Origin of the sequence: Rhodococcus sp. W8901 (assembly GCF_013348805.1) — a bacterium.
In the GTDB taxonomy this organism is placed as follows: domain Bacteria; phylum Actinomycetota; class Actinomycetes; order Mycobacteriales; family Mycobacteriaceae; genus Prescottella.
Window position 1 is genome coordinate 4,931,739 of the sequence record NZ_CP054690.1, and the last position, 24,087, is coordinate 4,955,825.

18 protein-coding genes, 1 tRNA gene and 1 pseudogene are annotated in these 24,087 nt (G+C 63.1%); 2 read left to right on the forward strand and 18 right to left on the reverse strand.

Going from position 1 to position 24,087, the window contains the following annotated elements; all coding sequences use genetic code 11:
• Window positions 1-64 precede the first annotated feature (64 nt).
• The 11 genes from HUN07_RS23035 to dcd all read right to left on the reverse strand — a co-directional run bounded on the left by HUN07_RS23035 (window position 65) and on the right by dcd (window position 14,768).
• The gene (locus HUN07_RS23035; RefSeq protein ID WP_254622645.1) at window positions 65-856 is read right to left on the reverse strand and encodes a polysaccharide pyruvyl transferase family protein; all 792 of its coding nucleotides are present in this window, start codon (window positions 854-856) and stop codon (window positions 65-67) included.
• A 79-nt stretch (window positions 857-935) separates the two neighbouring features.
• Window positions 936-2,987, reverse strand: coding sequence for an acyltransferase family protein (locus HUN07_RS23040; RefSeq protein WP_174913129.1), 2,052 nt, complete (start codon window positions 2,985-2,987; stop codon window positions 936-938).
• Window positions 2,984-4,366: an O-antigen ligase family protein gene (locus HUN07_RS23045; RefSeq protein ID WP_174913132.1), complete on the reverse strand. Its 1,383-nt coding sequence runs from the start codon at window positions 4,364-4,366 to the stop codon at window positions 2,984-2,986. The genes HUN07_RS23040 and HUN07_RS23045 overlap by 4 nt, the downstream gene beginning before the upstream one ends.
• Window positions 4,367-4,377: 11 nt before the next feature.
• Window positions 4,378-5,640: a glycosyltransferase gene (locus HUN07_RS23050; protein WP_174913135.1), complete on the reverse strand. Its 1,263-nt coding sequence runs from the start codon at window positions 5,638-5,640 to the stop codon at window positions 4,378-4,380.
• Window positions 5,640-6,689, reverse strand: a complete 1,050-nt coding sequence (locus tag HUN07_RS23055) for a polysaccharide pyruvyl transferase family protein (protein WP_174913138.1) — start codon at window positions 6,687-6,689, stop codon at window positions 5,640-5,642. The genes HUN07_RS23050 and HUN07_RS23055 overlap by 1 nt, the downstream gene beginning before the upstream one ends.
• A gap of 66 nt (window positions 6,690-6,755) precedes the next feature.
• On the reverse strand, window positions 6,756-8,231 hold the full coding sequence (locus tag HUN07_RS23060) for a lipopolysaccharide biosynthesis protein (protein ID WP_174913141.1): 1,476 nt from the start codon (window positions 8,229-8,231) through the stop codon (window positions 6,756-6,758).
• Window positions 8,228-9,271, reverse strand: coding sequence for a glycosyltransferase (locus HUN07_RS23065; RefSeq protein ID WP_174913144.1), 1,044 nt, complete (start codon window positions 9,269-9,271; stop codon window positions 8,228-8,230). The genes HUN07_RS23060 and HUN07_RS23065 overlap by 4 nt, the downstream gene beginning before the upstream one ends.
• A 57-nt stretch (window positions 9,272-9,328) precedes the next feature.
• Window positions 9,329-10,288 (reverse strand): glycosyltransferase, encoded by a 960-nt coding sequence (locus tag HUN07_RS23070; RefSeq protein ID WP_174913147.1) that lies wholly within the window; start codon window positions 10,286-10,288, stop codon window positions 9,329-9,331.
• Between the two features lie 140 nt (window positions 10,289-10,428).
• Window positions 10,429-11,757: a UDP-glucose dehydrogenase family protein gene (locus tag HUN07_RS23075; RefSeq protein ID WP_174913150.1), complete on the reverse strand. Its 1,329-nt coding sequence runs from the start codon at window positions 11,755-11,757 to the stop codon at window positions 10,429-10,431.
• Window positions 11,758-11,860: 103 nt separating this feature from the next.
• Window positions 11,861-13,417, reverse strand: coding sequence for a sugar transferase (locus HUN07_RS23080; protein ID WP_174913153.1), 1,557 nt, complete (start codon window positions 13,415-13,417; stop codon window positions 11,861-11,863).
• Between the two features lie 763 nt (window positions 13,418-14,180).
• Complete coding sequence (dcd, locus tag HUN07_RS23085) at window positions 14,181-14,768, reverse strand: dCTP deaminase (RefSeq protein ID WP_114721457.1); 588 nt, start codon at window positions 14,766-14,768, stop codon at window positions 14,181-14,183.
• Window positions 14,769-14,928: 160 nt separating this feature from the next.
• On the opposite strand from dcd, the gene HUN07_RS23090 reads away from it, so the two are divergent.
• A tRNA-Gly gene (locus HUN07_RS23090) sits at window positions 14,929-15,002 on the forward strand.
• 242 nt (window positions 15,003-15,244) lie between these two features.
• Here the strand turns inward: HUN07_RS23090 and HUN07_RS27160 are convergent.
• Both HUN07_RS27160 and HUN07_RS23100 read right to left on the reverse strand, forming a co-directional pair.
• Window positions 15,245-16,261, reverse strand: a complete 1,017-nt coding sequence (locus tag HUN07_RS27160; RefSeq protein ID WP_254622646.1) for a hypothetical protein — start codon at window positions 16,259-16,261, stop codon at window positions 15,245-15,247.
• A gap of 802 nt (window positions 16,262-17,063) precedes the next feature.
• Window positions 17,064-17,843 carry a hypothetical protein gene (locus HUN07_RS23100; RefSeq protein ID WP_174913159.1) on the reverse strand — a complete coding sequence of 260 codons (780 nt, stop codon included), beginning with the start codon at window positions 17,841-17,843 and terminating at the stop codon, window positions 17,064-17,066.
• 71 nt (window positions 17,844-17,914) lie between these two features.
• Between HUN07_RS23100 and HUN07_RS23105 the strand changes: the two genes are divergently transcribed.
• A protein-coding gene (locus tag HUN07_RS23105; protein ID WP_174913161.1) for an IS3 family transposase occupies window positions 17,915-19,092 on the forward strand; the annotation gives its coding sequence in 2 pieces (ribosomal slippage) (window positions 17,915-18,199 and window positions 18,202-19,092; 1,176 coding nt in all).
• 288 nt (window positions 19,093-19,380) lie between these two features.
• Here the strand turns inward: HUN07_RS23105 and HUN07_RS23110 are convergent.
• The 5 genes and pseudogenes from HUN07_RS23110 to HUN07_RS23130 all read right to left on the reverse strand — a co-directional run bounded on the left by HUN07_RS23110 (window position 19,381) and on the right by HUN07_RS23130 (window position 23,826).
• Window positions 19,381-19,704, reverse strand: coding sequence for a hypothetical protein (locus HUN07_RS23110; protein ID WP_174913164.1), 324 nt, complete (start codon window positions 19,702-19,704; stop codon window positions 19,381-19,383).
• A 13-nt stretch (window positions 19,705-19,717) separates the two neighbouring features.
• Entirely contained in the window at window positions 19,718-20,563 is an 846-nt protein-coding gene (gene istB / locus HUN07_RS23115) for an IS21-like element helper ATPase IstB (RefSeq protein ID WP_174913167.1), read from the reverse strand.
• Window positions 20,560-21,920 (reverse strand): annotated as a pseudogene (gene istA, locus HUN07_RS23120) (IS21 family transposase). Before istA ends, istB begins: the two are co-directional and overlap by 4 nt.
• Before the next feature lie 122 nt (window positions 21,921-22,042).
• Window positions 22,043-22,570 (reverse strand): hypothetical protein, encoded by a 528-nt coding sequence (locus HUN07_RS23125; RefSeq protein WP_174913170.1) that lies wholly within the window; start codon window positions 22,568-22,570, stop codon window positions 22,043-22,045.
• Window positions 22,571-22,668: 98 nt separating this feature from the next.
• Window positions 22,669-23,826: a hypothetical protein gene (locus HUN07_RS23130; RefSeq protein WP_174913173.1), complete on the reverse strand. Its 1,158-nt coding sequence runs from the start codon at window positions 23,824-23,826 to the stop codon at window positions 22,669-22,671.
• Window positions 23,827-24,087: the final 261 nt, after the last annotated feature.

Sequence of the window (24,087 nt, forward strand, 5' to 3'; positions counted from 1 at the left end):
CACTAGCGCAGCATCATTCGATGTCTTGTTGTCGAACCGCGGATGCAGTCCTTCTCACGTTCACTCACGGCGCCCACAGCTCGTACGGAAACGCACCCAAGACGCCAGCGGGATCCCACTCGAGTGGTTCCTCGCCTCCCATCGCCAGCGCCTCGTCCACGGTCGTCGCGGCCGTGTAGCCGCTGCGACCACTCCCGAGATAGTAGTCCTGGTACTTGAAGGGTGGTTCGTGGTCAGAGCCGATCAGCCGTGCCTCGATTCCGAACGAGTCGGCGAGGACAACTGCATGTAAGGAACTTCCGATGACGAACTCACTATTCGCGATCCGTGTGATCGTGTCCCACAGCGGCCGACAGGGATGCCAGAAGTCCGGGTGGCCTCGATACTTCTCGACGTCGTTCAGATTGGGAATGAGAGTTACGCCCGCGGACAGTCGCGGCGCCACCAAACTCTCACGCGGCCAGAGAACACCTACGAGGAGTCCAGGATCGCCGTAGACCTCCGGTACCGAAATGCCCCGACTACGGAGGAATTCGGCCGTTCGGGGCCCGCGCACCGACCTGACATCGAGATCAGAGAACTGGTACTCGAGGTCGAGACTCTTCCCGTTGACACCCGAACCCCAGACGACGTCTCCGTCGTTCGCGAGTCGAAGAATGGAACCGACACTGAGCAATCGGTGACGGATCGACGTTCCGGCAGGGTCGATTCCCTGACGGACAAGAAGTTCCTCGACGATCAGAGGACCGAGAAGATCACCAAAATTGTTGACAGGTGGCCTTCTTGGAATCACCCTTCCCAGCGGCCCACGAACACGCCGCTTCCGCGGGTTCCAGTTCACTACTTCAACCGGCATACGCACTCCAAAGCTTCATCGCACAGCCCTCGCTCGATCTGGACATTCGTAGTTGTCGATAGCAGGATCCGGACAGTCCTCAGTGAATCTGCTCGTGGGCGAGTCCGATCGGGTACAGAGCATTCTTCAACTGCTCTGCCAGCAGGTTCGATGCCTCCGTCGTCAAATGGTGCCTGTCACGGTAGACCAAGACATTCCCGACGATCGGCACGCACAAACCTCCCGGGCACAACCAGGGAAGGGGATCAACAAACCGCCCACCCGACTTCGTCGTCCATTCGTCGACCTTCTGTGACCATCGAGCCGCAACCGCGTGCTCGGCGCTCGTGACGCATTCAGCAGTCGAAGACAGGTGACCTGAAAGACAGATTGGCGGCGCCACGTCGTGCATCGGCGTATCGCCGAGCACAACCGAAACAGACTCCGCCGGCAATTGGTTCAGTAGAGCACCGACCCCGCGGGCGAAGGCTTCGTCGGCGTCTGCGACGCCGACAGGCTTCTGGCCTTGGAAGTTCGACACGATGACAAAATCAGGAGCCAGTTCGCCGATCATCGTCAGAGCGTTCTCCCGCCATGTCTCGCACTCCGTGTAGCGACGGTTCAACGAATCGCTCCAAACTGTCACCTCCGCGGCAGGGCAAGAAGACTTCGTCATCGTGACAAGCCGGTAGCCGTGGGTGGATGCCACTACTTCGAGTGCCGGGAACCACTGCGCCGCATGGGAGTCTCCCAGGAGGACGATCGATCGTTCGGAATCTCGGTCGCCGAATACGCAGTCCGAGCGCGGCACGGTTGCCGAGAAGTCGCCGTGGCACCCATTTGCGTAGATCACGGGCACGCTGCTCGACGAAGACACAAGGGAAGGTGAGAGATTCGCGGGGACCACCGCCGGTATTGCGACATCGGCGGGCAGGGTCCCCGCGATCCATTCCGTAGCAATGGTATCGGTCGACAACTTGGGAAGAGTCGACGCGGCGACACAGGCTACAACTGCAACCAGCACCGTTGCCGCGCCAAAGCCATACGTGCGTCCCAGCGAGGCGCCGATCCAACGTGCGTCTCGAAATGGGCGCTCGACGAACCGCTCTGTCAGAACTGCAGCAACGATTGCCAGCAGAACCAACCCAAGGGCCTGCAGCCAGGTCAACTGGCGGTCCGAGTACATGACCGGGACGATCAGGAGCGGCCAGTGCCACAGATACAGAGAGTAGGAAATTCGACCGACGAACTGCATCGCCACGTTCTCCATGATCAAACTTGGCCGCCCCGCAGGTCGCCCACATCCGCCCGCGATGTACATCGCCGCACCGACTACCGGAACCGCCGCCATCGCCCCGGGGAAGGTCGTGAATTGGTCGAAGAAGACGATCGCCATAAGGGTGATTCCCAGCCCCAACCACTGGAGTGCAGCGGCACTGGTCTGCCCGAGTCCGCGCAATCGGCCGACGACCGCCGCCAAGCAGACGCCCACACCGAGTTCCCATGCACGTGTGGGAAGCGTGAAGAATGCGACCGGCTGGTTCACCGTGGTCAACACGACGCACAGCACAAATGATGCCGCCGTGACGGACAAGATCACGCCCATCAATCCGCGTCGGTTACCGCGGAGGATGCGATACGCCGCCAAGACCAGCAGAGGGAATACGAAGTAGAACTGCTCCTCCAGCCCAAGGGACCAATAGTGTTGAAAGACCGACGGCGCCTCGTTGGCCAGGTAATCCGTGCCCGTCACGGCGAACCACAGATTCGAAACCGCAAGACTCGCAGCTATTCCGTCCTTGGAAACGTCACCGAACCCCAATGGCGGTATGAATATTCGCGCCAGCAGCAGCGTAACCAGCACGACGAAGATCGAAGCCGGCATGAGTCGACGTATGCGACGCGCGTAGAACCGCATCACCGAGACGCTGTTCGTTCGATCGAGCTCGCCGAGCAGATGCCCGCCGATCAGGAAGCCGGAAATCACAAAGAACACGTCTACACCGACGTATCCGCCGGTCAACCAGGGCACACCAGCGTGATAGAGGACGACTGCTCCGACAGCGACCGCCCGCAAGCCCTGGATGTCTGCGCGAAAGTCTCGCCCAGATTGGACCTTCGCCGGTAGTGCCGGCGCTTCGGTCACGCTCACTGGCACGACTCCTTTCCACATTCCGAGACCGTTGTTGGATGGGTGCCGCCCCGATCAGCGGTGCCTCCCGAATCGGCTGCGAATTCGAGCGCGAGGACCACTCCGAACAACACCCACAGGCCGATCGGCAGACCACGATTCGTGAACGCGGGCACTGTCAGCGATGCGACCAACGCCGAAACCACGAGAGCTCCGATCGGAAGCTTCCACCGCGCACGACGTTCGGCCGTACCCCTCAGGACATACCGAAGCGCGACAAGCAGCGTCAGACCGAGCAGAACCGCCACTATGACACCCGACGCTACTGCGGTGCCGAACCATTGCGACTCGGGCGATCCCCAAACAAGCTGACTCGGCCGCCAGTGCCCCGTGTAGACGCTCGAGCCCCACCCGGTCCAGAAGCGATCCTCGATGGCTGGAATCGTCTGTTGCGTCCAGATTTTCCACCTGTAGGCGATCGTGTTCGGCACCCAGCCGGGCAGATACTCCGGGCGGTAGGCGGTTTGCTGCGTGAAGCGTTCGTCCAGGTAGCTGCCGAACTGCATGTAACCGAGTAACACTACGGCGCCAAGGCCGACGACTCGACTTATACGGATCCCCATCACGAACAGCGTCACCAAGACGATCACCGCGACCGTCGCGAGCACGGACAACGTCAACGACGCGAGAGCGCCGAAGGCAGATGCAAACAGTGCCGCCGCGAGAGGCAGCGTGAACCGTCGTTGTCCCCGCTCGGCGAGCAAGACCGCCGAGCAGCATGCGGCAAGTGCCGTGCAGAAGTAGAAGCCGAGTCCAGTCCAGTGTCCGACCAGCCCGGTTGCCCGGATCAGACGCCCGTCCACGATGCGTTCGGAAAGACCCGGGCCTGGAGCAATCTTCAGCACCATGAGGGAGAAGGCCGGCGATCCCAATTGGAGCACTGACAGAATACCGGCGGGAATAGCCGGGACCGCGAACGAGGTCAAGAAGGCACGTGCACTCTGTCTGCTGTCGATGACGAGACGGGCAGCGATGTAGCCAACAAGGTAGAACAGCGGAGTCACGGCACCGACCAGGTCGAATCCGTATCCGAGGTCACCGGAATTCGTGTACTCCGCCAGCACGGAGGCAAGCGTGTATAGAAGTACCACGATATCGAGGCTGCTAATACGCAGCCGCGGCACAGCGGCGGAGGCGGCCTGCGTGCAGGCAACGAGGATCGCAACCGCGACCAACATGTGCCAGGGCCGAATACCCAGAACCGGAACGAGGGCCGGAACGCCCGGAACCGCGGCAGCCACCCCCAGCAACAGCCCGACCCACCTGACGGCCGCCCGCGTGTCGTCCACGCCCGGTCCGATCGTGGGTTCGGCTGGACGATCGCCCGAGCGGATGTCCAAAGTCTGGACCGTCATCGCGCCGGCCGCTTGCCACTCTGTGGGATGAGACCGGCTCGATCAAGCACCGCCGTCGCACGCGTACTCCAGGCATGATCGCGCACAACTGCTGCTCGACTCAGCTCGATATCGCCGCTCGAGCGCCTGGCTCCGCCGACCAATTCTTTCAGTGTTGTCTCGAACTCGCCCGTGTCGGAGAACATGTGGATGTCGGCCCCGGAACGCGCCAAGGACTCGGCGTCGGCGGATTCGGTGCAGACGATGCTCAGTCCGAGCGCCGCATACTCGTACAGCTTGAGGGGGCTGTGATACATCGACTGGCTGGACGACTTCTGGTGACCCGCGATCCCGACGTCCCACGCCGTCATCACTTCGAACGCGGCGGATTGTGGCATCCGGCCATGAAAGGAGACCAGCTCCGACAGCCCTTCATCCTTCACCAGCTGCTTCAGATTTCCGAGCTCAGCACCGTCTCCGATGATCTCGAGGCGGACCGGTTCGCTCGCCCCATTCGCCACGCGAGCGACGGACAGAATCAACTGGTCCAGATTCTGCCATTTCACCACAGACCCTACGAATCCTATTACACGGCAGGCACTCTCCGAACGCTGGTAGTCCAGCAACCTCTCGTCAACGCCATTCGGAACCACCAACACCTTGTCCCGATCGATCCGTGCAAACTCGACGAGTTCGTCACACAACCGCTCACTGACCGCAACAACGATGTCGGATCGACGCAATACTCGCCGCTCGAGATACCGCGCTATGCGCTCGGCCTTCAGGACCTTCCTGTCCTGCGCGGTTTCTCTGGACAGAATCCCGTTCGCTTCAACGACGCGCACGGCGGATCCCTTACGCGCGTGGAAGCTCGTCAGCGTTTGCAACACGGCCACTCGCTCGTAGATGAGTTGCGGCGCGGGTTGTCTCGCCGTTCGGACGAAAACGTTGACACCGCACCACACCGCCGCAGCACCCCGCACGACATCGGCGATCCAGATCTTGGATCCGTCCGCGCCTGCATAGTCGGACTGCTTGATCTGAGTGAATCGGCCCATCATCGGGAAGGACGACGCCGTCAGCAGCTCGGTTCGCCTTCCGATCTGGGACAGTCCCCGCACAAAGTTCAAAATGTGAGTCCGTGGACCAGGCGTGTTCGACTGATCACCCAGGGATATACGGAAACCCCCGACCAGATAGTGAATCGACGGCGAGGGTTCCAGGCTTCGGCCCTCCAGATCGCCGTGCGGAAGAGTCGCTGACCGACCGTCGTTACTCATCAGGCCCTCACTACTGAATCGAGCGCGCGAACGCGCGACTGTGCGATACGGGTGCTCAACTCGATCTCGTTCCGCTCGCGTGCCCTGGCGGCACCACGAATGACGATCTCCTGGGTGTCCCAGCCACGCACATCCCAACTGACGGCGTCAAACCCGGCAGCAGCGAAGTGTCTCGCAACCTTCTCGTCCTCGTGTTCCATCAAACCCAGAGGAACGGCCCCCTCGGTCAGCGCCATGATCAGTACATGTAGCCGATCGCTGACCACGACCTCACACTTGCGATACGTGTATCGCAACCTCTTCTCCTGGTCTGTGTGAGACTCGTCGATCCAATCGACGATCCTGCACTCGAGTGCGGCTGCCAATTCACGCGCTCTCGCCGAGTCCCGCTTCACCTGGACCACAACAGTCGGTATCAACCCAAGTTCCCGCGCCAGCTCGCGAATGCCTTCGGTCCATTCGGGACTCGTGGCTGGACTATCCGCCCGAAGAGAGACCGCAAGCAACCCGCGTCCCGACGACTCCTCGTCCGCCGATGGCTGTTCCAATGCCTCATCGAATGCCCAGTCCGGGCCGACGGTTCCCTTTCCGAACACATCTCTCGAAGCCGCGTCGCGCCAGACGTTGACCTTTGCCAGAAGCACAGTCACCCAGATCAGGTTCCGCCACAGTTGGCGATACTCGTGCATCCCGACACCGACACCGACACGGACACAGCGCTTCCCGTGGATGAGCGAGATCAGCATCATCGGGATGAGCAGTGCATGCATGACACTCTGCTTGCGATTGCACTTGATCTCTCCGGGATTGAATCCGAACATCCAGTCTTTTCGCAGGCTGTGAAGCGTGGCTACTGCAATGAAGCGAACGAAGCTGGTATAGATCTTGTCCTCCGGACGAGCACCGAGAGCTGAGATGAAGTCACGAGTCGCCTTGCCTACATAGATGTCACAGCTCGGGCCGGCAGCCTGAAGGCTGCGCAACATCCTCCGACGCAGAATGATGTCACCGACATTGTCGTCTTGACCCGCGCACCAGTAGTAGATCACCCGACCAGCCCCTTCAGTTCATCGTCGACAGCAGAACGGTCTCGAAACGACCAGACGTTCGCCATTTCACAACCTGCGCTTCACAAGACCGCCGATTTCTCTCATCGCAATGAGATCCGCCCGGTATCGCGGAATCAGGATCGCCATCACCGCCGCTGCCCCCGCCATAGCGGCCGCACCCACGCCCACCTCCGCTATTGGATTTGAGAGCGACCTGGCTGCCAGGTACGCCACCACGGCGGCCGCCGTGTACACCGCCAGCGTTCGCAGACCATTGGTGAACATCTCCCACACGGGGGCGTCCGAGATCCGGGAAATCCAGTACAGGCCCAGCGGCCAGGTAATTGCGATGCCCAACGCGTAGGCCGCCGCGACACCGGTGACACCGAACCAAGCACCACCGAACAACAGCGCGATCGAAATCGTACGGGCGACCACCGCATATCGAAGCATCGACCGCGTGAGCCCTTTCGAGGTGAACACCCAGTAGGTTGCGTAGCTGGCACCCTGGAAGGCCGCACCTATCGCGATCAATCGAACGATGTCAACCGATGCCAGCCATTCGGTGCCGAGAAGTATTTCCACGAACGGCTCCGCGAGGGCCGACAGAAACAAGAACACCGCGACCACCAGCGACATCAGCGCGGTCTGTCCGCGCAAGATGAAGTTGCGGTAGCGCGGGCGATCGTCCTGCAGCCGCGAGAGGATCGGTAGCGCTACTGTCGACGCCGGAACGTTCAGTTGGTTCAGCGGCCCGTTCACTATCTGCCCGGCACGGTTGTAGTAGCCGAGGCTCGTTGCGCCGAACTGGTGTCCCACGATGACCGAGTCGATGTTCTTACTTGTGTACTGCAGCAGTTGAGTGCCCATCAGATTCCACCCGAAGGACAGCAGCCCGCGCATCTCTTCACGTCGCTGCGGACAGCCCGGCGCCCACCTCCCGAGCACTGCAGTGAGTGCGAGCGTCAGAACCGCCTGAGCCACCTGCTGTCCGACGATGGCCCAATAGCCGGCCCCACCGAGGGCCATTCCGATTCCGACCCCGAGCCCACCTGCCTGGGCGACGATATCGGCAACTGCGAGCTTCCCGAACTTCAACTGCCGGGTCATGTTCGCACGGAACTGAGTTGTGAGCCCGTTCAGAAGGAACGTGACCGCAAGTACGCGCGCGACAGCTTCGAGCCGAGGCTCCCCGTACAGTCCGGCGATCAAGGGCGCGCAGAGAACGACACCCACCGACAGCGCAGCTCCGATTGCGGAGTTGATCCAGAACAGATTGCTCCGCTGCCCTGGCGTGAGCGACTTCGCCTGTACTGCAGCTGAAGACAAGCCGAAGTCACGCAGCACCTCGCCTACTCCGACGACCGCTGTCACCATGGCTACCAGTCCGAAAGCCTCCGGGGAGAGAAGCCTGGCGAGAACGATGATTCCGCCGAACTGGATTCCGAACTTGACCGCTTGACCGGCAAGCGTCACCGCCGCGCCGCGCGCTGCGACGGCGCCCAGAGACGGCTCCCGTTCCGTGATCGAATCGGCTGTCATACCCGTGCGCGACTCTTACTGCCGCCCGCGGTCAGCAGTTCTCGATACAGCGCATAGTGTCGCTCACCCACGGTGCCCCAGTCCCGATCGGACAGGTTCGGCTCTCCCGATCTCGTCAGACGATCTGTATCCACCTCGTGCAGAATTCTGCGAAGTGTCTCCGAATCCAGTGCGGGAGAATCGTAGAGATACACCCAGCCGGGACCCACTTCGTCTTTCAGGGCACGATTCACCGGAGTCGAGGGCACCAGGACAGGGCGCGCCATGGACAGGGCGAGAATCGTGGAGCCTGAGTTGTGCATTTCCCGGTACGGCAACACCACGAGCATGGCCTGGGCGATCTCCTCCCCCAGATCTGTGTCGGGTAGGAATTCGAGTCGGCACGAGATGTTGTTGTCGGATTCGGTAGCCTGGTGGATCTGGGCAGCGAGCCCCGCATCCTGAGGCTTTCCGACCACCCGAAGGCTCAGGTCGTCGGATTCCAACTCAGCGAAAGCTTGCAAGAGATCGTCGACGCCCTTGTACGGGCGAATCAGCCCGAAATACAGCAGTCGTGTCGGATCCTGAGGGACCGAGCATTGATACTCGGGACGATCTTTGTAGTGTCCATGTGGGATCGTTGTCGACGAGCTGCCCTCGGGCAGTTGTGTCGTCGTGTTCAACCGGACGAACCCGTTCGTGACCGAGTCACACAAACTGAGAAGTGCCCCCTCGGCCGCGCCGCCGTCTTCATGCGGGTCGAGATTGTGGACGGTACGGACGATCGGACGACCCGTGATCCGCAGGCGCGCTACGAGCATCAGGAACATCAGCTTCTTCAGCGCGCCGGCACCGCGACGCCGACCTCGAAGCAGATTCTCGGGCCAGTGAATGTGGAAAACATCGTATCGACCGAACAGAGCTTCGGTCCAGGAGAATGTCTCAACCTTCAGTTCCTCTGGCGCGCTGTCGATCATGTGGTCGACATACCGGGTGGTTCCGTCCGGTTTGCCCAACGCGTGGAGCACCGTGATCCTCGGCCGAAGGTCAGTCTCGGTCATTTCTGTCGCTCTCCATCAGTTCGTTCCGCGCAGCGGGTCTCTGCCCCCAGCGTCATATCAGGCGGACACACTCATGGCGCCGAACTCCGCAGCACGCACCAAGGTTCCACGTGACGGCTGCTCCAGATCCAATTCGAACGCAAGCCCTCGAGATGTCATGGCCGCGGCGATCTGCCGTTGGTGATTGTCGACATGTTCTGCGTTGTCCTGTGAGCGCACAACGATGGCCGGCGTAATGCCCATGTCGAGCAGTTCGAGGATGCTACCGACACCTGCGTGCGTGATAGTCACGTCGGCTTCCTGCGCGAGCTTGCGGAACTCCGTGGGCTTCACCTCACGGTGAACTGAACCGGGAAGGTCATCGCGCTCGCTGCAGCCCAGCTGCCAGGTAACCTCGTCCCCCGGCTGCAGCACGGCGAGAATTGCGTCGATCGCCCTGTCGAATCGGTACGGACGGATGGTCCCGAGGGTGACGAAGAATCGTTTCGGCTCGCGGCTCGTCTCTCGATTCTCGGCGGCCCAGCTGTCGAGAATCGAACCCTTCCACTGCCACTTCGTCGATGCCCATCCTTCGTGCTGGGTGAACGTGCGAATACGCGGGAAACGCTGCAGCATCCTCCCACTGAGCGACGGTCCGTCGACACGAGAAATGCTCTCCACGTATACCGTCTCGATGCCGCGGGCTGCTGCCACAGGAAGGACGGAGACCGCCAGCGCCGCACCGGTACTGATGCAGAGATCATACTTCTCGTTCCGGAGATGGCCGGCGGCCCAGCGCGCGGCCTTCGCCGCGTTCTTCACATCGCGTGGTGCGATGTAGTCCACGAAGTGCGCGTGCTTCCCGTCGAGCGCACCCAACGTCTGTGGATTCGCGAAGGTAACCCAATCGGAATCGTCAGCTGCGTCAGCAGCATCCGCAATTCGCATCAGCTGCGAGAAGTGCCCTCCCGACGACGCGACCCAAAGCACGCGCGCCTGAGGCGGTACGAGCTGAGCCAGTGGATGCTTCTCTGTCACAGGTAATCTCCTTAGTGAGGCGCGCAGTGTTCGGCGGCGGAAGTGCCGTCACCGCTCATGGCGTACGTATCGATCCAGTCGATGCTCGGTTCATTCCGAAGGGGGCTCACTCCAGGAGAAGACCGATCGCAACGAACCGCTCAGCGACGCCCCATGCCTCGGTAGTTCCAACCCGCGTCTCGCCATGCGGTTGGGTGCAGGCAGTTGCGTCCGTCGATGATGCTGCGCTGCCGAACCAACTTGCTCAGTCTGGCGGGCCGAAGATCCCGGAACTGCTGCCATTCCGTCAACACCAGGATCACGTCCGCACCCTCGACGGCCTCATTGACGTCAGCCGCATAGTTCAGGGTGGGGAAGATTCGCCGCGAGTTCTCCATCGCCTTGGGGTCGTACACCGTGACGGCTGCACCCTGGAGCTGGATCTGGCCGGCTACGTTGAGCGCCGGAGAGTCCCGTACGTCGTCGGACTCCGGCTTGAAGGCCGCGCCGAGAACCGCAACCCGTGTACCGAGAAGGTTGCCGCCACATGCCTCTCGCGCCATCTCGACCATACGCGTGCGCCGACGCATATTGACCGCATCCACCTCCCGAAGGAAGGTCAGCGCGTGATCCGCGCCGAGCTCACCGGCGCGGGCCATGAAGGCGCGGATGTCCTTGGGCAGACACCCACCGCCGAACCCGAGGCCTGCGTTCAGGAACCGCCGCCCGATCCGGGCATCGTGACCAATTGCGTCCGCGAGGACCGTGACGTCGGCATCGACAGCCTCACAGACCTCGGCCATCGCGTTGATGAACGAAATCTTCGTCGCGAGGAAGGCGTTCGCCGAGGTCTTCACCAGCTCGGCGGTTGCCAAGTCAGTCACGAGGAATGGAATCTTCTCGTCGAGGAGACGCGCATAGACCTCCCGCGCAACCTCTTCCGCGCGGCCAGGCTTCTCCCGATCGAGTCCGAGAACGAGACGGTCGGGATGGAGGGTGTCCTGCACCGCGAATCCCTCACGGAGGAACTCCGGATTCCACGCAACCTCGACCGCGTCCTTGGCCGGAGCCAACGCGCGGGCACGCGCACCGAGGCGCGCGGCCGTACCCACGGGAACCGTCGACTTGCCGAAGATCACCGCAGGACGCTTCAGAAGCGGTGCCAGCGTGTCGATCACCGCGTCGACGTACGACAGGTCTGCCGCGAACTCGCCCTTTTTCTGCGGGGTTCCGACACCGACGAAGTGCACATCCGCAAACTCCGCGGCTTCCTCGTACGACGATGTGAACCGCAACCGACCAGCCTCGATGTTGCGCTTGAGAACTTCTTCGAGCCCGGGCTCGTAGAAGGGGACCTCGCCGGCCTCGAGCTTCGCCAGCTTCGATTCGTCGACGTCCACACCGAGAACCTGGTGCCCAAGCTCTGCCATGCATGCGGCGTGTGTCGCGCCCAGGTAACCGGTACCGAATACCGCCATCGGAGTGCTCATGATCTGCCTCAATCTTCGAGTTTCGTGATCGACAAATACCGGCGTCGGACGATCGCCGGTATTTGCCGGTGGATTCGGGGATCGCGGAAGCCGCGACGGTTGGTCAGTACGCTCCGCTGCCGGCCGTGACGGCGCGGACGGTCTTGCCGACGATCAGGATGTCCTGCATCATCGACCAGTTCTCGACGTATGAAAGATCAAGTCGCACAGTCTCGTCCCAGGACAGGTCACTGCGGCCACTGACCTGCCACAGACCGGTCAGGCCCGGCTTGACGAGCATGCGGCGACGAACGGTGCCGTCGTAGGCCTCGACCTCGCGCCGCAGCGGCGGGCGGGGGCCGACGACACTCATCTCGCGGCGCAGCACGTTCACGAACTGCGGGAGTTCGTCGAGGCTGTACTTGCGCAGGAACTTTCCGACCGGCGTGATGCGGGGATCGTCCTTCATCTTGAACAGGACACCGGCGCCCTCGTTCTGGCCGAGTAGCGCTGTCACCTGCTTGTCGGCGCCGTCGACCATGGTGCGGAACTTCAACATCGGGAACGGTCGACCGTTGAGCCCGATGCGCTCCGACTTGTAGAGGACCGGTCCCTTGCTGGTGGCCTTGACCGCGATCGCCGCGACGAGCATCACCGGAGAGATCAGGATCAGCGCCGCAATCGCGAAGCACGCATCGAATGCGGTCTTCCCGAAGCGCTTCGCGCCGTGGTACCGCGGCTTCTCGACGTGGATCAGCGGGAAGCCGGCGACCGGACGCATCACCAGCCGCGGTCCGGCGACGTCCACGACTCCCGGTGCCACAACCAGGTCGACGTTCAGAGGCTCCAGATCCCATACGAGACTGCGGATTCCGTCGTGACCGAGCTGTTCGGTCGCGGTCACGACCACAGTGTCGGCACCACAGGCACGCAGTGCATCGACCACCGAGTACTCGTTACCGAGCACCGGGATCTCGCGACCGTCGACCACGACATGCTCGTCCTCGCGGTAGCCGTAGCCCGGCATGCAGACACCGACCACGCGATAGCCGGACGAAGACTCACGCTCGAAGTTTCGCGTCATCGTCAGCACGGATTGCTGGCTCCCGACAACGAGCACCGAAGTGTGGCAGTCGCCCTGGGCACGCTTGTAGGTGACGACCTTCCGCATGACCCATCGCCCGACCAGCAGTCCGGCGAGTCCGGCAGGGAAGGCGATCGCCAGGTATCCGCGGGCGATGTCGACACGGAACAGCAGGCTGAGCATGCCGATCAGCCCGAAGAGTTGGAACGTCGCGGCGACGATTCGGCGATACTCCTCGGCGCCGGCGCCGATGACACGAGTCGACCGCGTGCGGTGGATCGCGAGCATCGCGATCCACAGACCGGCCAGCGCAACGGACATCATCGTGTAGCTGAGACCGGAAATTGTTCCGGCTGCTACCGACTCGGTAGCCGTTCCGAATCGAACGACCTGCGCTGCCGCGACGGCCAATCCCACGATGGCCGCGTCGACCATCCGTAGTCGACTGACGTAGCAGTGCTGCCACAGGCTGCGCGAATTATGTTGCGGAGAAGCTTCATCCACTAGTCGAAGCGGAGCGGGACCTTCATCCAACCCCACCTCGGCTCCCGTTTCCAGGTAACGCGAAGCCGTCACGCCTTCACCTCCATCGACCATTCACATGACATGACCCCCGACGGGTCGATCTGTTGTCGAGCCCGAACTCCGCGCTCGACACGGTCGAGGCGCACAGTCCGCATCACCTGTCCCAGTCCCCCCGGCCCGGCGCACGAAGGCGACGACACCGGCTCGGGATCATCCCCCGACCCGCCGACTGGAGAGCCTGCGCGAGTCGTGAATTCACCCCTGGAACAGATGCGCATCGGGTGCGAAATGCCGCTGCACCCTCAGCTGTACGGAATCGTTCTAGCACGGCCCGATGCTCGCCAAAAGTCGAAGAGACCGACTGGAAGAGTTGGGCATTCGTCCGGTTCACGGACTCGAGGATTTGGACGAACGTCCACAATGCCGGCACACCAGGGAACAAAGTCCCTACCCGAAATTAACGGGGAGACTGACCTTTTAGCAACTACTGGTACAGCGGTACTACTCTTGGGTAACCGAATCGACCTGCGAAGACCATCCGCACCCAGTGCCTCATTGCAGCCTTCTCGGCCGGCCGTAGCAAGCCTTCCCTCCGCACAGGGGCGGCATGACCAGCCCCGCACGGACACGGAAGATCCTCTTGATTGATTCACCACCGCGGCCGAGATGGCGCCCAGCGACGCGAACCAAACGGTATGTCAATGTGTTGGAAATCACATCTTGACGATGGCGGGCGGAATGCCGAATCTGCCCACACGACGGACGCCTAGCCGCCACATACCTGAATGTTCAACTATCCCAACGGCGCTCAGAAAGCGGGCGACGAGGGCGTGGGTCAGCGCGTACGGCCGCCCGGATGCGTGGCGAAGTTCAGGTAGGCCTTGGACGGGGTCGGTCCGCGCTGACCCTGATACTTCGATCCGACCACCGAACTGCCGTACGGGTTCTCCGCAGCACTGGTGAGGCGCAGCAGGCACAGTTGGCCGATCTTCATGCCCGGCCACAGCGTGATCGGCAGGTTGGCGACGTTCGAGAGTTCGAGTGTGATGTGGCCGCTGAACCCCGGATCGATGAACCCTGCGGTGGAGTGGGTGAGCAGGCCGAGGCGTCCGAGACTCGACTTGCCCTCGAGTCGGCCGGCCAGATCGTCGGGAAGCGTGCACACCTCGAGGGTGGATCCGAGGACGAACTCCCCCGGGTGCAGTACGAACGGCTCCCCCGCCGTCGGCTCGACCAGCGACGTCAACTCGTCCTGACGGAGCGCAGGGTCGATATGGGTGTACTTGGTGTTGTCGAAGACGCGGAACAGTCCGTCGAGTCGGACGTCGACACTGGAGGGCTGCACCATCTCGGGGTCGAACGGGTCGATGCCCAGTCGTCCGGAGGAAATCTCGGCACGGATGTCACGATCTGAGAGCAGCACAGCAAGAGGCTACCGGGGCGACCATTGTGAGGGGCGCGGACCTCGGCGATTGCCGGCCGACACCAGGACACTCAGTGGCATCGAACACGCACGCGCAGGCTTCTGCTACAGTTGCCGCTTGCAAGGGCCGGATCCTCGGATCACGGTAAAACCCCTGCATGCCGATGTAGTTCAATGGTAGAACATCAGCTTCCCAAGCTGAATACGCGGGTTCGATTCCCGTCATCGGCTCCATAGGGTGTTCACCCATCACGGGCAGTTGGGTTCACCTATGCCGCCAACGAGCCGGAATCTCGGCGAATTCCAGTCAGGGTTGGTAGTCAATTCCGATTCGTTGTGACTGCAGTTGGCCGACGCACCCATTTTGTTGTCCTCAGTGGGCCGATTGGGTGTGGCGGCGGCATCAATGTGCTGGATGTCCAGATGGACGCGTGGATGACCGCCGGAACGCGTCGATTCCACGGGCTTTCGGGGAGCTAGGGTTTTCGCGGAGTTGTCTTCGGGCGCGGTCGACCGCCCCGAACCCGAGAGGCGCGAGGCCGACGCGGGATCTCCGGTATTTGTTCCCCGAGCAGCACACCCCATGGATCGATGTGGTCACGCTCGCGGTACCAGTCGCGCAGGATCATCAGATTCATCGCCGCGAGCGCGAACCCGAGAAGCAGGCGATGACCGGTCAGGCCGAAGATCCGGAAGTACCCTCGGCGCACGTGTAGCCGGTTGGTCTTGAGATCGCCGAACACTGACTCGATTCCCACTCGCCGGTGGTACGAGGCGAACCACTTCGAGGAGCCGTGCTGGAACGGCATCCGAATGTTCGGGAAGTCCTCATCATGCAGGGTCACTGTTTTGGCGCAGCCGCACTCGTGCCCGGGGCCGAGTTGGTCGCAGTGCACGGTGGGCACCTCGTAACCCTGTCGCATCGACTTCGGGGCGTGAGGGCTGCGAACACTGCCCGAGATGCCGGGCCCACGATAGCGTCGCGCTCCGTCCCACCGCCGCGCGCCGTGCGGTACAAATGCGTACGGTTGCCGTTGGCGTCGCTGCTGCTGCGCACGCTCGCGTTGTTCGCTGGTCATGTCACGTGTGATCGGTGTGACCTCGACGAGTCCGGGTGGAATACAGGTGGTGTAGAGCGTGCCGTCGATCCACATCGTTCCGGGTACAGGGCCTGGGTGAACTCCCAACTGGTTTGGATGCAAGTCGACGATCAGGATGCACCCCCGCTCGAGCAACGGAAGTGAGAAGGTGGCCGGGTGGGTGTAGTTGTAGGCGCGGTCGCACAGGACCTCGCGGGGCGCGGGCAGGTCGCCGGCCCTGTCGAGTGCGACGAGCCCCGCAGCACCTCGGTGGGATCCGGCCGGTTCGAGATCGAGTGCTCGCGCGACGTGCGGGACCTGCATGTGGCCCCGGCCGGGAATGTCGGTGACAACATGCGCTTCGTAACCGAGGTAGATCTCCGATTCCCCGAAGCTTGCGCTCCGCCAACCCATTCGGGCATCGACATCGTGGCTGTATATGCAGCGTCCGTCCGGCCCGATCGGTGCACTGGGCCGATGCCGGCCACGCGTGGGCGCGTGAGGGTGCGCTGGATCCGGTGGTGTTGCAGAACTGTCGGGGGGCGGTGGCGCGTCAGGGTCTGCGTCGACGATCGGGTTCGCAAACAGGACTCTCGCCCAGCCGGGGATGTCCGTTCCGTCGACGGCGACAGCGCCGCTCGGTGGCTGGCCCTGCAGTGACGCATCCAGGAGGGCCTGCGCTACCGTTCCCGAATCCCACTGCGTGTCGGTTGAGCACTCGCATGCCCGACAGAGCTTACGGAAGGCGTCGCACACCATCTTGTACGTCACGTCCACATGCGGATCCAGGCCGACGTCACGTCGTTGCGAGAAACTCCAGCCGCGGATGGTGGCGGTGATCATGACCAGGTGCATGTCGGGGCCCAGCAGCGGAGTGAGCAATGCGGCTGCCAGGAACGCGTCCGCAGTCAGGACCCGGTGGGCTCCGGCCCTCTTGTCGAAGGCATGGTGGATGAAATCCCCGGCCTCGCAACATTTCAGCACGGCGAGGATACGTTTCCACTGCCACGGCCGGCACACGTTCGTTCGTGTGTCGATCTCCCTCGCCGAGTGCCTCCGAACGCTCCTCATGGCGTCACCGTCTGCGGGATCAGACCCGATTGGCCGACTGCGCAGGAGCCGGGCACCGTATCAGGACTGCGATACCGACCAGGTGAGAACAGGGTTCGACACAAGTACGCGGCAGTCGTGTGAGGAAGGTGTGTGTTCATGTCACTCACCAAGGCGCGGCGTTCGATATCACGTCGATCTCGTGGGCGGTCCACCTCCGAGGTGTCACGCCGACGTGCTCAGCCAATGGACGTACATTGATCCCGATCCCGTGACCCGACAAACGGAGGAACACCGGCAAGGGAACCGACCTGAGCATCAGCACTTCCCAGGTCAGTCGTAGTCGGATGGCCGAGACGTACTGCAGCGCTGCAGGTATATCGCACCTCGCGATCACCTCCGGCACGTACGACGGTCGCGGCGGTGAATCGACGATCAACCGGCCAGCCCCTGCCCTGCGCGCAAGCTCGCGCACTGTCGGCGCGTACCGGTCAAGCACCGGAACCACCCGCGGACGTGCACCCGGGACGGCGATCAGCACGTGGGATCGACGTAAGGACACGTCCGAACCGGTCACGTCCACCATCTCCTTCGACGTCAGGCCGGCGCCGAGGCCCAACGCCACCACCCCCGTCAAGACCCGCACACGCGTCGGGGTCGACTGCCGGCCAGCGCAGTCGATCAGTCGGCGTATCTGAGTGTCGGTGTACGGCACCTTGGTCGTCTTGTAGGAGATGACCTCCCTGCGCGGCTGCCAGGGGGCCACTGTGGTGACCCTGCGGGACACGGTCGTCAGCGTCGCCCGCCTGCAGGAGCGTGTCCGTTCCGCGAACCCCTCCATCGTCTGCACATACCTATTCACCGTTGCCGGATGAAAGATCTGCTCGACATCCAGGGGCAGCCCTTGATCGACAGCCCACGACACGAGCGCGGTCACTTCCACCATCTGGGACTGCTGCACGAATAGGTGACATCTGATCTGTGGTGCCGGAAGGCACTGCTGGAAGGATGTGCCCTGTGCCGAAGCCGTATCCCAAGGAGTTCCGTGACGACGTCGTCCGCGTGGCCCGCAATCGCGAACCGGGCCAGCAGCTGAAGCGGATCGCCGCTGATTTCGGGATCAGCGAGTCCTGCCTGGCGAACTGGATGAAGGCCGCCGACGTCGAGGACGGCGTCAAGCCAGGAACCACCACAAGTGAGAACGCCGAGCTGCGCGAGGCTCGGAAACGGATCCGGCTGCTCGAACAGGAGAACGAGGTCCTGCGCCGGGCCGCGGCGTATCTGTCGCAGGCGAACCTGCCGGGAAAATGATCTACCCGCTCGTCCGCGAGTTGGCCGCCGACGGCATTCCCGTCGCGGTGACGTGCAGGGTCCTCAGAATCGCACGTCAGCCTTACTACCGGTGGCTGGCCGCACCGGTGACCGCTGCCGAGCTCGACGAGGCGTACAGGGCCAACGCACTGTTCGACGCTCACCGCGACGACCCCGAATTCGGTTACCGGTTCCTCGTCGACGAAGCCGCCGACGCAGGCCAGACGATGGCACCGCGCACCGGGTGGCGGATCTGTTCGGCTAACAAGTGGTGGAGCTCGTTCGGCAAGAAGCGCGGCACCAAAAACGTCCGTTCCGGTCCGCCGGTCCACGCCGATCTCGTCGCCCGGAACTTCACCGCCGATGAGCGGAATCGGTTGTGGCTCACAGATATCACCGAGCATCACACCGGCGAGGGCAAGCTCTACCTGTGCGCGATCAAGGACGTGCACTCGAACCGAATCGTCGGCTACTCCATCGACTCGAAGATGAAGGCCCGACTCGCGGTCGACGCCCTCGACTCGGCCGTCGCCCGCCGGGCCGCGGCCGGTGATCCGGTGGCCGGCTGCGTGGTTCACAGCGACCGCGGATCGCAGTTCCGTTCACGGAAATTCGTCCACGCCCTCGGCCGGCACGCGATGGTCGGATCGATGGGCCGAGTCGGCGCCTGCGGCGACAACGCCGCGATGGAATCGTTCTTCTCACTGCTGCAGAAGAACGTCCTCGACCGCCAGCCCTGGGCGACCCGGAACGACCTTCGGATCGCGATCGTCACCTGGATCGAACGGACCTACCACCGCCGCCGACGCCAAGCCAGGCTCGGCAAGTTGACCCCCATCGAATACGAGACCATCATGACCACACCAGCCACTCAGGCTGCGTGACCGAACCTGTCACCTGATGGTGCAGCAGTCCCGAGGTCTGTTGAGGGGATTCCAGTGCAGTTAGCGTCGCACACGACCGAGTAGGTCAAGATGTCAACCAAACCGGGGGCAGTCCCGGCCACCGTCGGGACCGCTCAGGGTTTGGAGTGCCACGAGCCTCAACACATGCTCGTTGGCGGACGCGCATTGGGACCGAATGTGCCTGGCGGGACGGTGATACAACGGTTTCAGCCCAACGCTGCAGCAGCTCAGTGGTGCATGGGATACGGCGCGTGTTGACTCAACCGATCAGAACTCCGGTCGCATCGAGGGCGGCAGCGAAGCGTCGTACTCCGCTTTCGATCGGATCCGTACCTGGGCCATCGTCGGGCAGGTCCATCCTGGCTCGCCTGGTTCCGGCCCCCAGTCGTCGAGCCACCAAGGCATGATTCCAAGCACGTGGTCGATTCTCTGATCGTCGCGCCAGACAGCGAACTGCATTCCGAACTTGCGCAGTGCAAACAGGCAGTCGCGTACGTATCTGAGGCCTGCCAGCACCTCACGCGCATCGTGCTCAGTGATGGTGATGAGGCTCAGCGATAGTGCTCGCTTGTGCTCAACGAAAGTGCCCACTCGTGGGCGGGGTTCACTGTAACGGTTGCCGGGTTCCGGTGACGGTCTTGCGGAGCTTTTCGGCGCGGGCGTGGTGGTCACGCAGGCGGTAGGAGTCGCCGTCGAGATTGAGCACGACGGAGCGGTGCAGGAGCCGGTCGAGCATCGCGGCGGCGACGGTGGTGTCGCCGAGGACCTCACCCCACTCACCGACACCGCGGTTGGTGGTGATGACGATCGATGTCTTCAGATATCGTTGTGCGACAACCTGAAACAACGCCGATGCCGCTTCGCCCGGCAGTGGCAGGTAGCCGAGTTCGTCGATCACCAGCAGCGTCGGCCCGGCGTAGAACCGCATTGTCGTCGCCCACCTGCCCTCGATCGCCGCCCGATGGCATCGGGCGGCGAGATCTGCGGCGGTGGTGAAGTAGGTGCGGTAGCCGGCGTGCGCCGCGGCGCGGGCGAGTCCGACCGACAGGTGTGTCTTCCCGACCCCAGGCGGGCCGATGAGCAGCACATTCGTCGCAGTCTCGAGGTAGCGGCAGGTGCCGAGCTCGGCGATCAACCGCCGGTCGACACCGGGTGCGGAATCGAAGTCGAAGTCCTCGAGCGAGGCCGGGGTGGGCAGGCACGCGAACCGCAGCCGCCCGGCCAGGCGACGGGCTTCGGTGGCGTCGACCTCGATCGACAACAACTCCTCGAGGGTTGCGGTCATCGACAGGCCGTCCTTCTGCGCGCGATCGAGAACCGACGGCAGCGCTTCGGCGGCGTCGTGCAGTTTCAGCGTCGCCAGGTGTCCACGGAGGCGTTGGTAGAGGCTCGCCGCCTGCGCGGTGCCTGGCGCCGGGGCAGTGTCGACGGTGGTGGGTGTGGTGGTCATGCGAGGGTGTTCCTTCCTCGGGCGGCGCGCTCATAGGCGGCCAGGTCGGTGACGGTCGAAGTGCTTGCTGGAGTTGATGTTTCGCCCGCCTTGGCGATCTCGACGACGCCCCGGCGCAACGCTTCTGCTGCTGCGAGTGCGTCCGGTCCGGGTGGGATGCGTTCCTTGCGGCGGTGCGGGCGCCCACCTGCCGAGGCGGTGGCCATCGCCGCCTGTTCGAGTGCCACGACGTGGCCGTGGTCGCGGACGATCGCCCCGGCGCCGTCGGGTGCGAGTCGGTGCCGGGCGACGGTGATCTGTGAGGAGGTGACGATATCGACGACGTCGCCGCCGAGGACCCGGGAGACGGTGACCTGTGCTGCCGCGAGCTCCGGTGGCACCGAGTAGCGGTTGCCGCGGTAGGCGACCAGCGCCTGCCGGCTGACGGCCCGCGCCTCGGTGACAACCGCCGGATACGGCGCCGGCGGCTGTGCGGTTCGGTGGCGGCGACAGCCGCGACCGAGGAGCGGCCGCCGGAGGTGGGCCGCAGGCGGGTGTCACCCCGCAGTCGACAGAACTCGTCCAGACTCGCCTGCGCCTGCTCGACTGTGATGTCGTCGGGCAGGGTTCGCCACCACCGCTGTGCGGCAGTGTGATTGGCCTTCTCGACCACACCCTTGCGGTTCCCGGACCGCGGTGGGCAGATCGCGACCGAGACGCCGTAGTGCTTGGCGACACCGGCGAACGTGGCGGTGACCTTCCCTGACTCCGGATGGCAGACCGTCGCCATGCGATCGAACCGCCAGACGCGGGTCAGGCCGCCGAGTTTGCGCACGATGCGGTCGAGGCCGTCGATCAGATGCGGCTGCGTCATCGCCGGGGCGAGCACCCCGCGCCACCGCCCCGAATGCGCGAGGGAGCCGACCAGCAGATACGCCGTCTTGCCCCGGCCCCACCCGGCCGGCGGGTTCGGCAGCTCCACCCAGTCCCATTGGATTTCCTCGCCGGGCGGGTGCTCGATCACCGCGTTCGGGCGGTCCGTTGCGCACGCGCACGACTCGCATACGGGTCGTAGTTTTCGTCGGCGGATCTGGCGGGTCAGCGTCTGATACGACGACGCATAGCCGAGCTGTTCGAGTTCGTCGCACAGGGTGCGGGCCCACAGGTGCGGGTCCTCGGCCAGGCGGGCGGTGACGTAGTCGACGAACGGTTCGAAGGGGTCCTCGCGTGCGGATTTACGCACACCGGGAGTGGTGACCCCGTTCAGGTAGTTGCGGACCGTCCTGCGGTTGCGGCCGGTGTGGCGGGCGATCGCCGAGATCGTCCAGCCTCGTTTGTGCAGTGCGTGTATCTCCAAGTCGTCCTCCCATGTCAACATGAGAAAGCGGGTCTCCTTCGGGGTGCTGGTGCGTGGTCAGAGACCACCAGCATCGAAGGAGACCCGCCCTCATTGGCGGAGCCACACGGGTGAGCACTTTCGGTGAGCAGGACTGAGCAGGATCAATGAGCGCCATCAATGGTGACTGTCACTCGGTTGTGCTGGGCCCATCCGCCGTCCGTGGACATCTCGTCGGGCTCGCGGAACGGCACTCGAAGCAGGGTTACGGTTTGGTCGGGGGTTGTTCCGGTTATCGATTTGAAATGCAGCATGTGACCGAGGTTGTCTCGCATTTCTTTGGCGCGCTTGCACTCAGCGGTCCACATCGTGTTGGCGGGCAGCCTGAGGTTGAGCTTCCGTGCGAGCCGGCGCATGTCCCGCGCGACGTTCTCACCGTCGGGATGGACGAATGGCGGCTCCGTGGGAGGTTCCTCAGCGAGGGCATAGTGAAAGAACCGAACCTCCTCGATCACTGTCTCCCATGCGCCGCACACCTGCCACAGCAGGCGCTCCACGACCAGTGAAGGGACGAACAATCGCTCCGCAGCACGGTGGTTCGCTTCGATCTGCCGCAAGCCCTCTTCCATCGTCGCCGCCAGGCTCGGCTGGTCGTCGAACTGGTCGGACGTGGACCCTTCGGTGCTCCTCATGCGGACAGTGTCCTGTAAATAGGGTCTTGTGGACAGTGGCAATGGATCCGGCTGTCGGTACGGGCGCCAAGCCCGACACTCCGAAGCCTGTGCAAAGGCTATCGGCCCTGTTCTGCATGCGTGTCTGCCTCAGCCAGTAGACCGGTGACCACATCCGTCAGAGCATCAGGGGCACTGGATAGAGGCCCAAGCATCGATACGCGCTGGACGACTTCATCATCGCCTAGCGTGTCGACCCACTGACGGATGACGTCGTCGGCTGTCCCGTTTGGCCACGAAGTCAGTATCTCGACCAAGCCTGACCGTGCCGCAGTTGCAACCCAGCGAGAGCGATCACGCTCGACGGCCGGAGTTGTTCCTGCGGAGGATAACGCCGTACGAATGTTCTCGTATCCGACGGTGATGTCGAGCTCCGGCGGCAACTCGGGAACGTCATTCGTACCCGCTACCAGGACGGGGATGGCCGTTGTCCGGATCCACTTCTCGAGCCAGCCGAGCTCTTTCATGGCGATAGGCCAGGCCCCGGTGTGTGGCCGCTGAACGGAGAACATGGGCCAGATGTCAACTGGGATCCGCACGTTCCGAGGGCCTGACGCAATCACGTCTCCGAGGCTGATCGGGAGACCGCCGTTGGCCCGGTCGTGCAATGACCTGAGCGGAATAGCGACAGTCAGATCGGGATGATCGACTTCCGGCACGACAGCACCCAGTCTGGTCATTGCTACTACGGGGGCGCGGTGCTTGGCTGCGTTGGTGTGCTCTGCCAGGACTCGCAAGGGATGATCATCAGGAGTCCGCCGCTGGAACGGCTGCAGCCGGCGGATGCGATTGACTAGCTCCGTCCCGTCCTGAAACGGTACTAATCGACGTCGGACCCGGTGGTTCAACCACGACGTGAATGCTGTTTCTGTTGTGCAGGCAGGAAATTCGATCGCCCTGACCTCTTCATCGACAAGGGTCCGCCCAAGTATGTGCTCCACTTCGGCGTACAGCGAGTGTTCTAGCGCTCCCCTCAATTGGTTCAGACAGTCGGCAATGCATCGGGGAACGGCCTCAGGGACCGGGGCGATCGCCTTCACGACCACATGCGCCCGATGACCGTCGACGACAGTGGCAAACGTCAGCGGACCTGGGCGAAGGTATCCGGCCAACAGCCGACCAACCTCTTCGATGAGCCGATCGACGTGAGCAAGTGTTCCAATCACGTGCGACTGATGATCGGGTAGCCACCGACAACTGGAGTTCGTCTGTTGCATTCGGGCAGAGTAGCCACTGGAAGACCCGCACGGCTCGGCACGAGGCGCCGATCGCTGGGCGTTCAGACCGATCCAGATCTGCGTGATCCAGCGGAACCACAACGTGTGACTACCCTGCGGTCAGCTTGGACAGTCCGTATGCGGCCCAATGCAGCGCGTTAATGGTGAACACCCTGAAAACTCTCACGGAACACCGCTGGTCACACCGCATTTCATGCGGGGTCGACGTTACGGCAGCGGGTACAAGGCACGACGCGAACA

Excerpts from the sequence above, each read along its gene's own strand:
- HUN07_RS23075 (WP_174913150.1), bottom strand. The coding sequence starts at position 11,757 with ATGAGCACTCCGATGGCGGTATTCGGTACCGGTTACCTGGGCGCGACA.
- HUN07_RS23125 (WP_174913170.1), bottom strand. The coding sequence starts at position 22,570 with ATGAGGAGCACCGAAGGGTCCACGTCCGACCAGTTCGACGACCAGCCG.
- HUN07_RS23060 (WP_174913141.1), bottom strand. The coding sequence starts at position 8,231 with ATGACAGCCGATTCGATCACGGAACGGGAGCCGTCTCTGGGCGCCGTC.
- HUN07_RS27160 (WP_254622646.1), bottom strand. The coding sequence starts at position 16,261 with ATGGGTTGGCGGAGCGCAAGCTTCGGGGAATCGGAGATCTACCTCGGT.
- istB (WP_174913167.1), bottom strand. The coding sequence starts at position 20,563 with ATGACCACCACACCCACCACCGTCGACACTGCCCCGGCGCCAGGCACC.
- HUN07_RS23130 (WP_174913173.1), bottom strand. The coding sequence starts at position 23,826 with ATGCAACAGACGAACTCCAGTTGTCGGTGGCTACCCGATCATCAGTCG.
- HUN07_RS23035 (WP_254622645.1), bottom strand. The coding sequence starts at position 856 with ATGCCGGTTGAAGTAGTGAACTGGAACCCGCGGAAGCGGCGTGTTCGT.
- HUN07_RS23100 (WP_174913159.1), bottom strand. The coding sequence starts at position 17,843 with ATGGTGGAAGTGACCGCGCTCGTGTCGTGGGCTGTCGATCAAGGGCTG.
- HUN07_RS23080 (WP_174913153.1), bottom strand. The coding sequence starts at position 13,417 with ATGGTCGATGGAGGTGAAGGCGTGACGGCTTCGCGTTACCTGGAAACG.
- HUN07_RS23065 (WP_174913144.1), bottom strand. The coding sequence starts at position 9,271 with ATGACCGAGACTGACCTTCGGCCGAGGATCACGGTGCTCCACGCGTTG.
- HUN07_RS23050 (WP_174913135.1), bottom strand. The coding sequence starts at position 5,640 with ATGAGTAACGACGGTCGGTCAGCGACTCTTCCGCACGGCGATCTGGAG.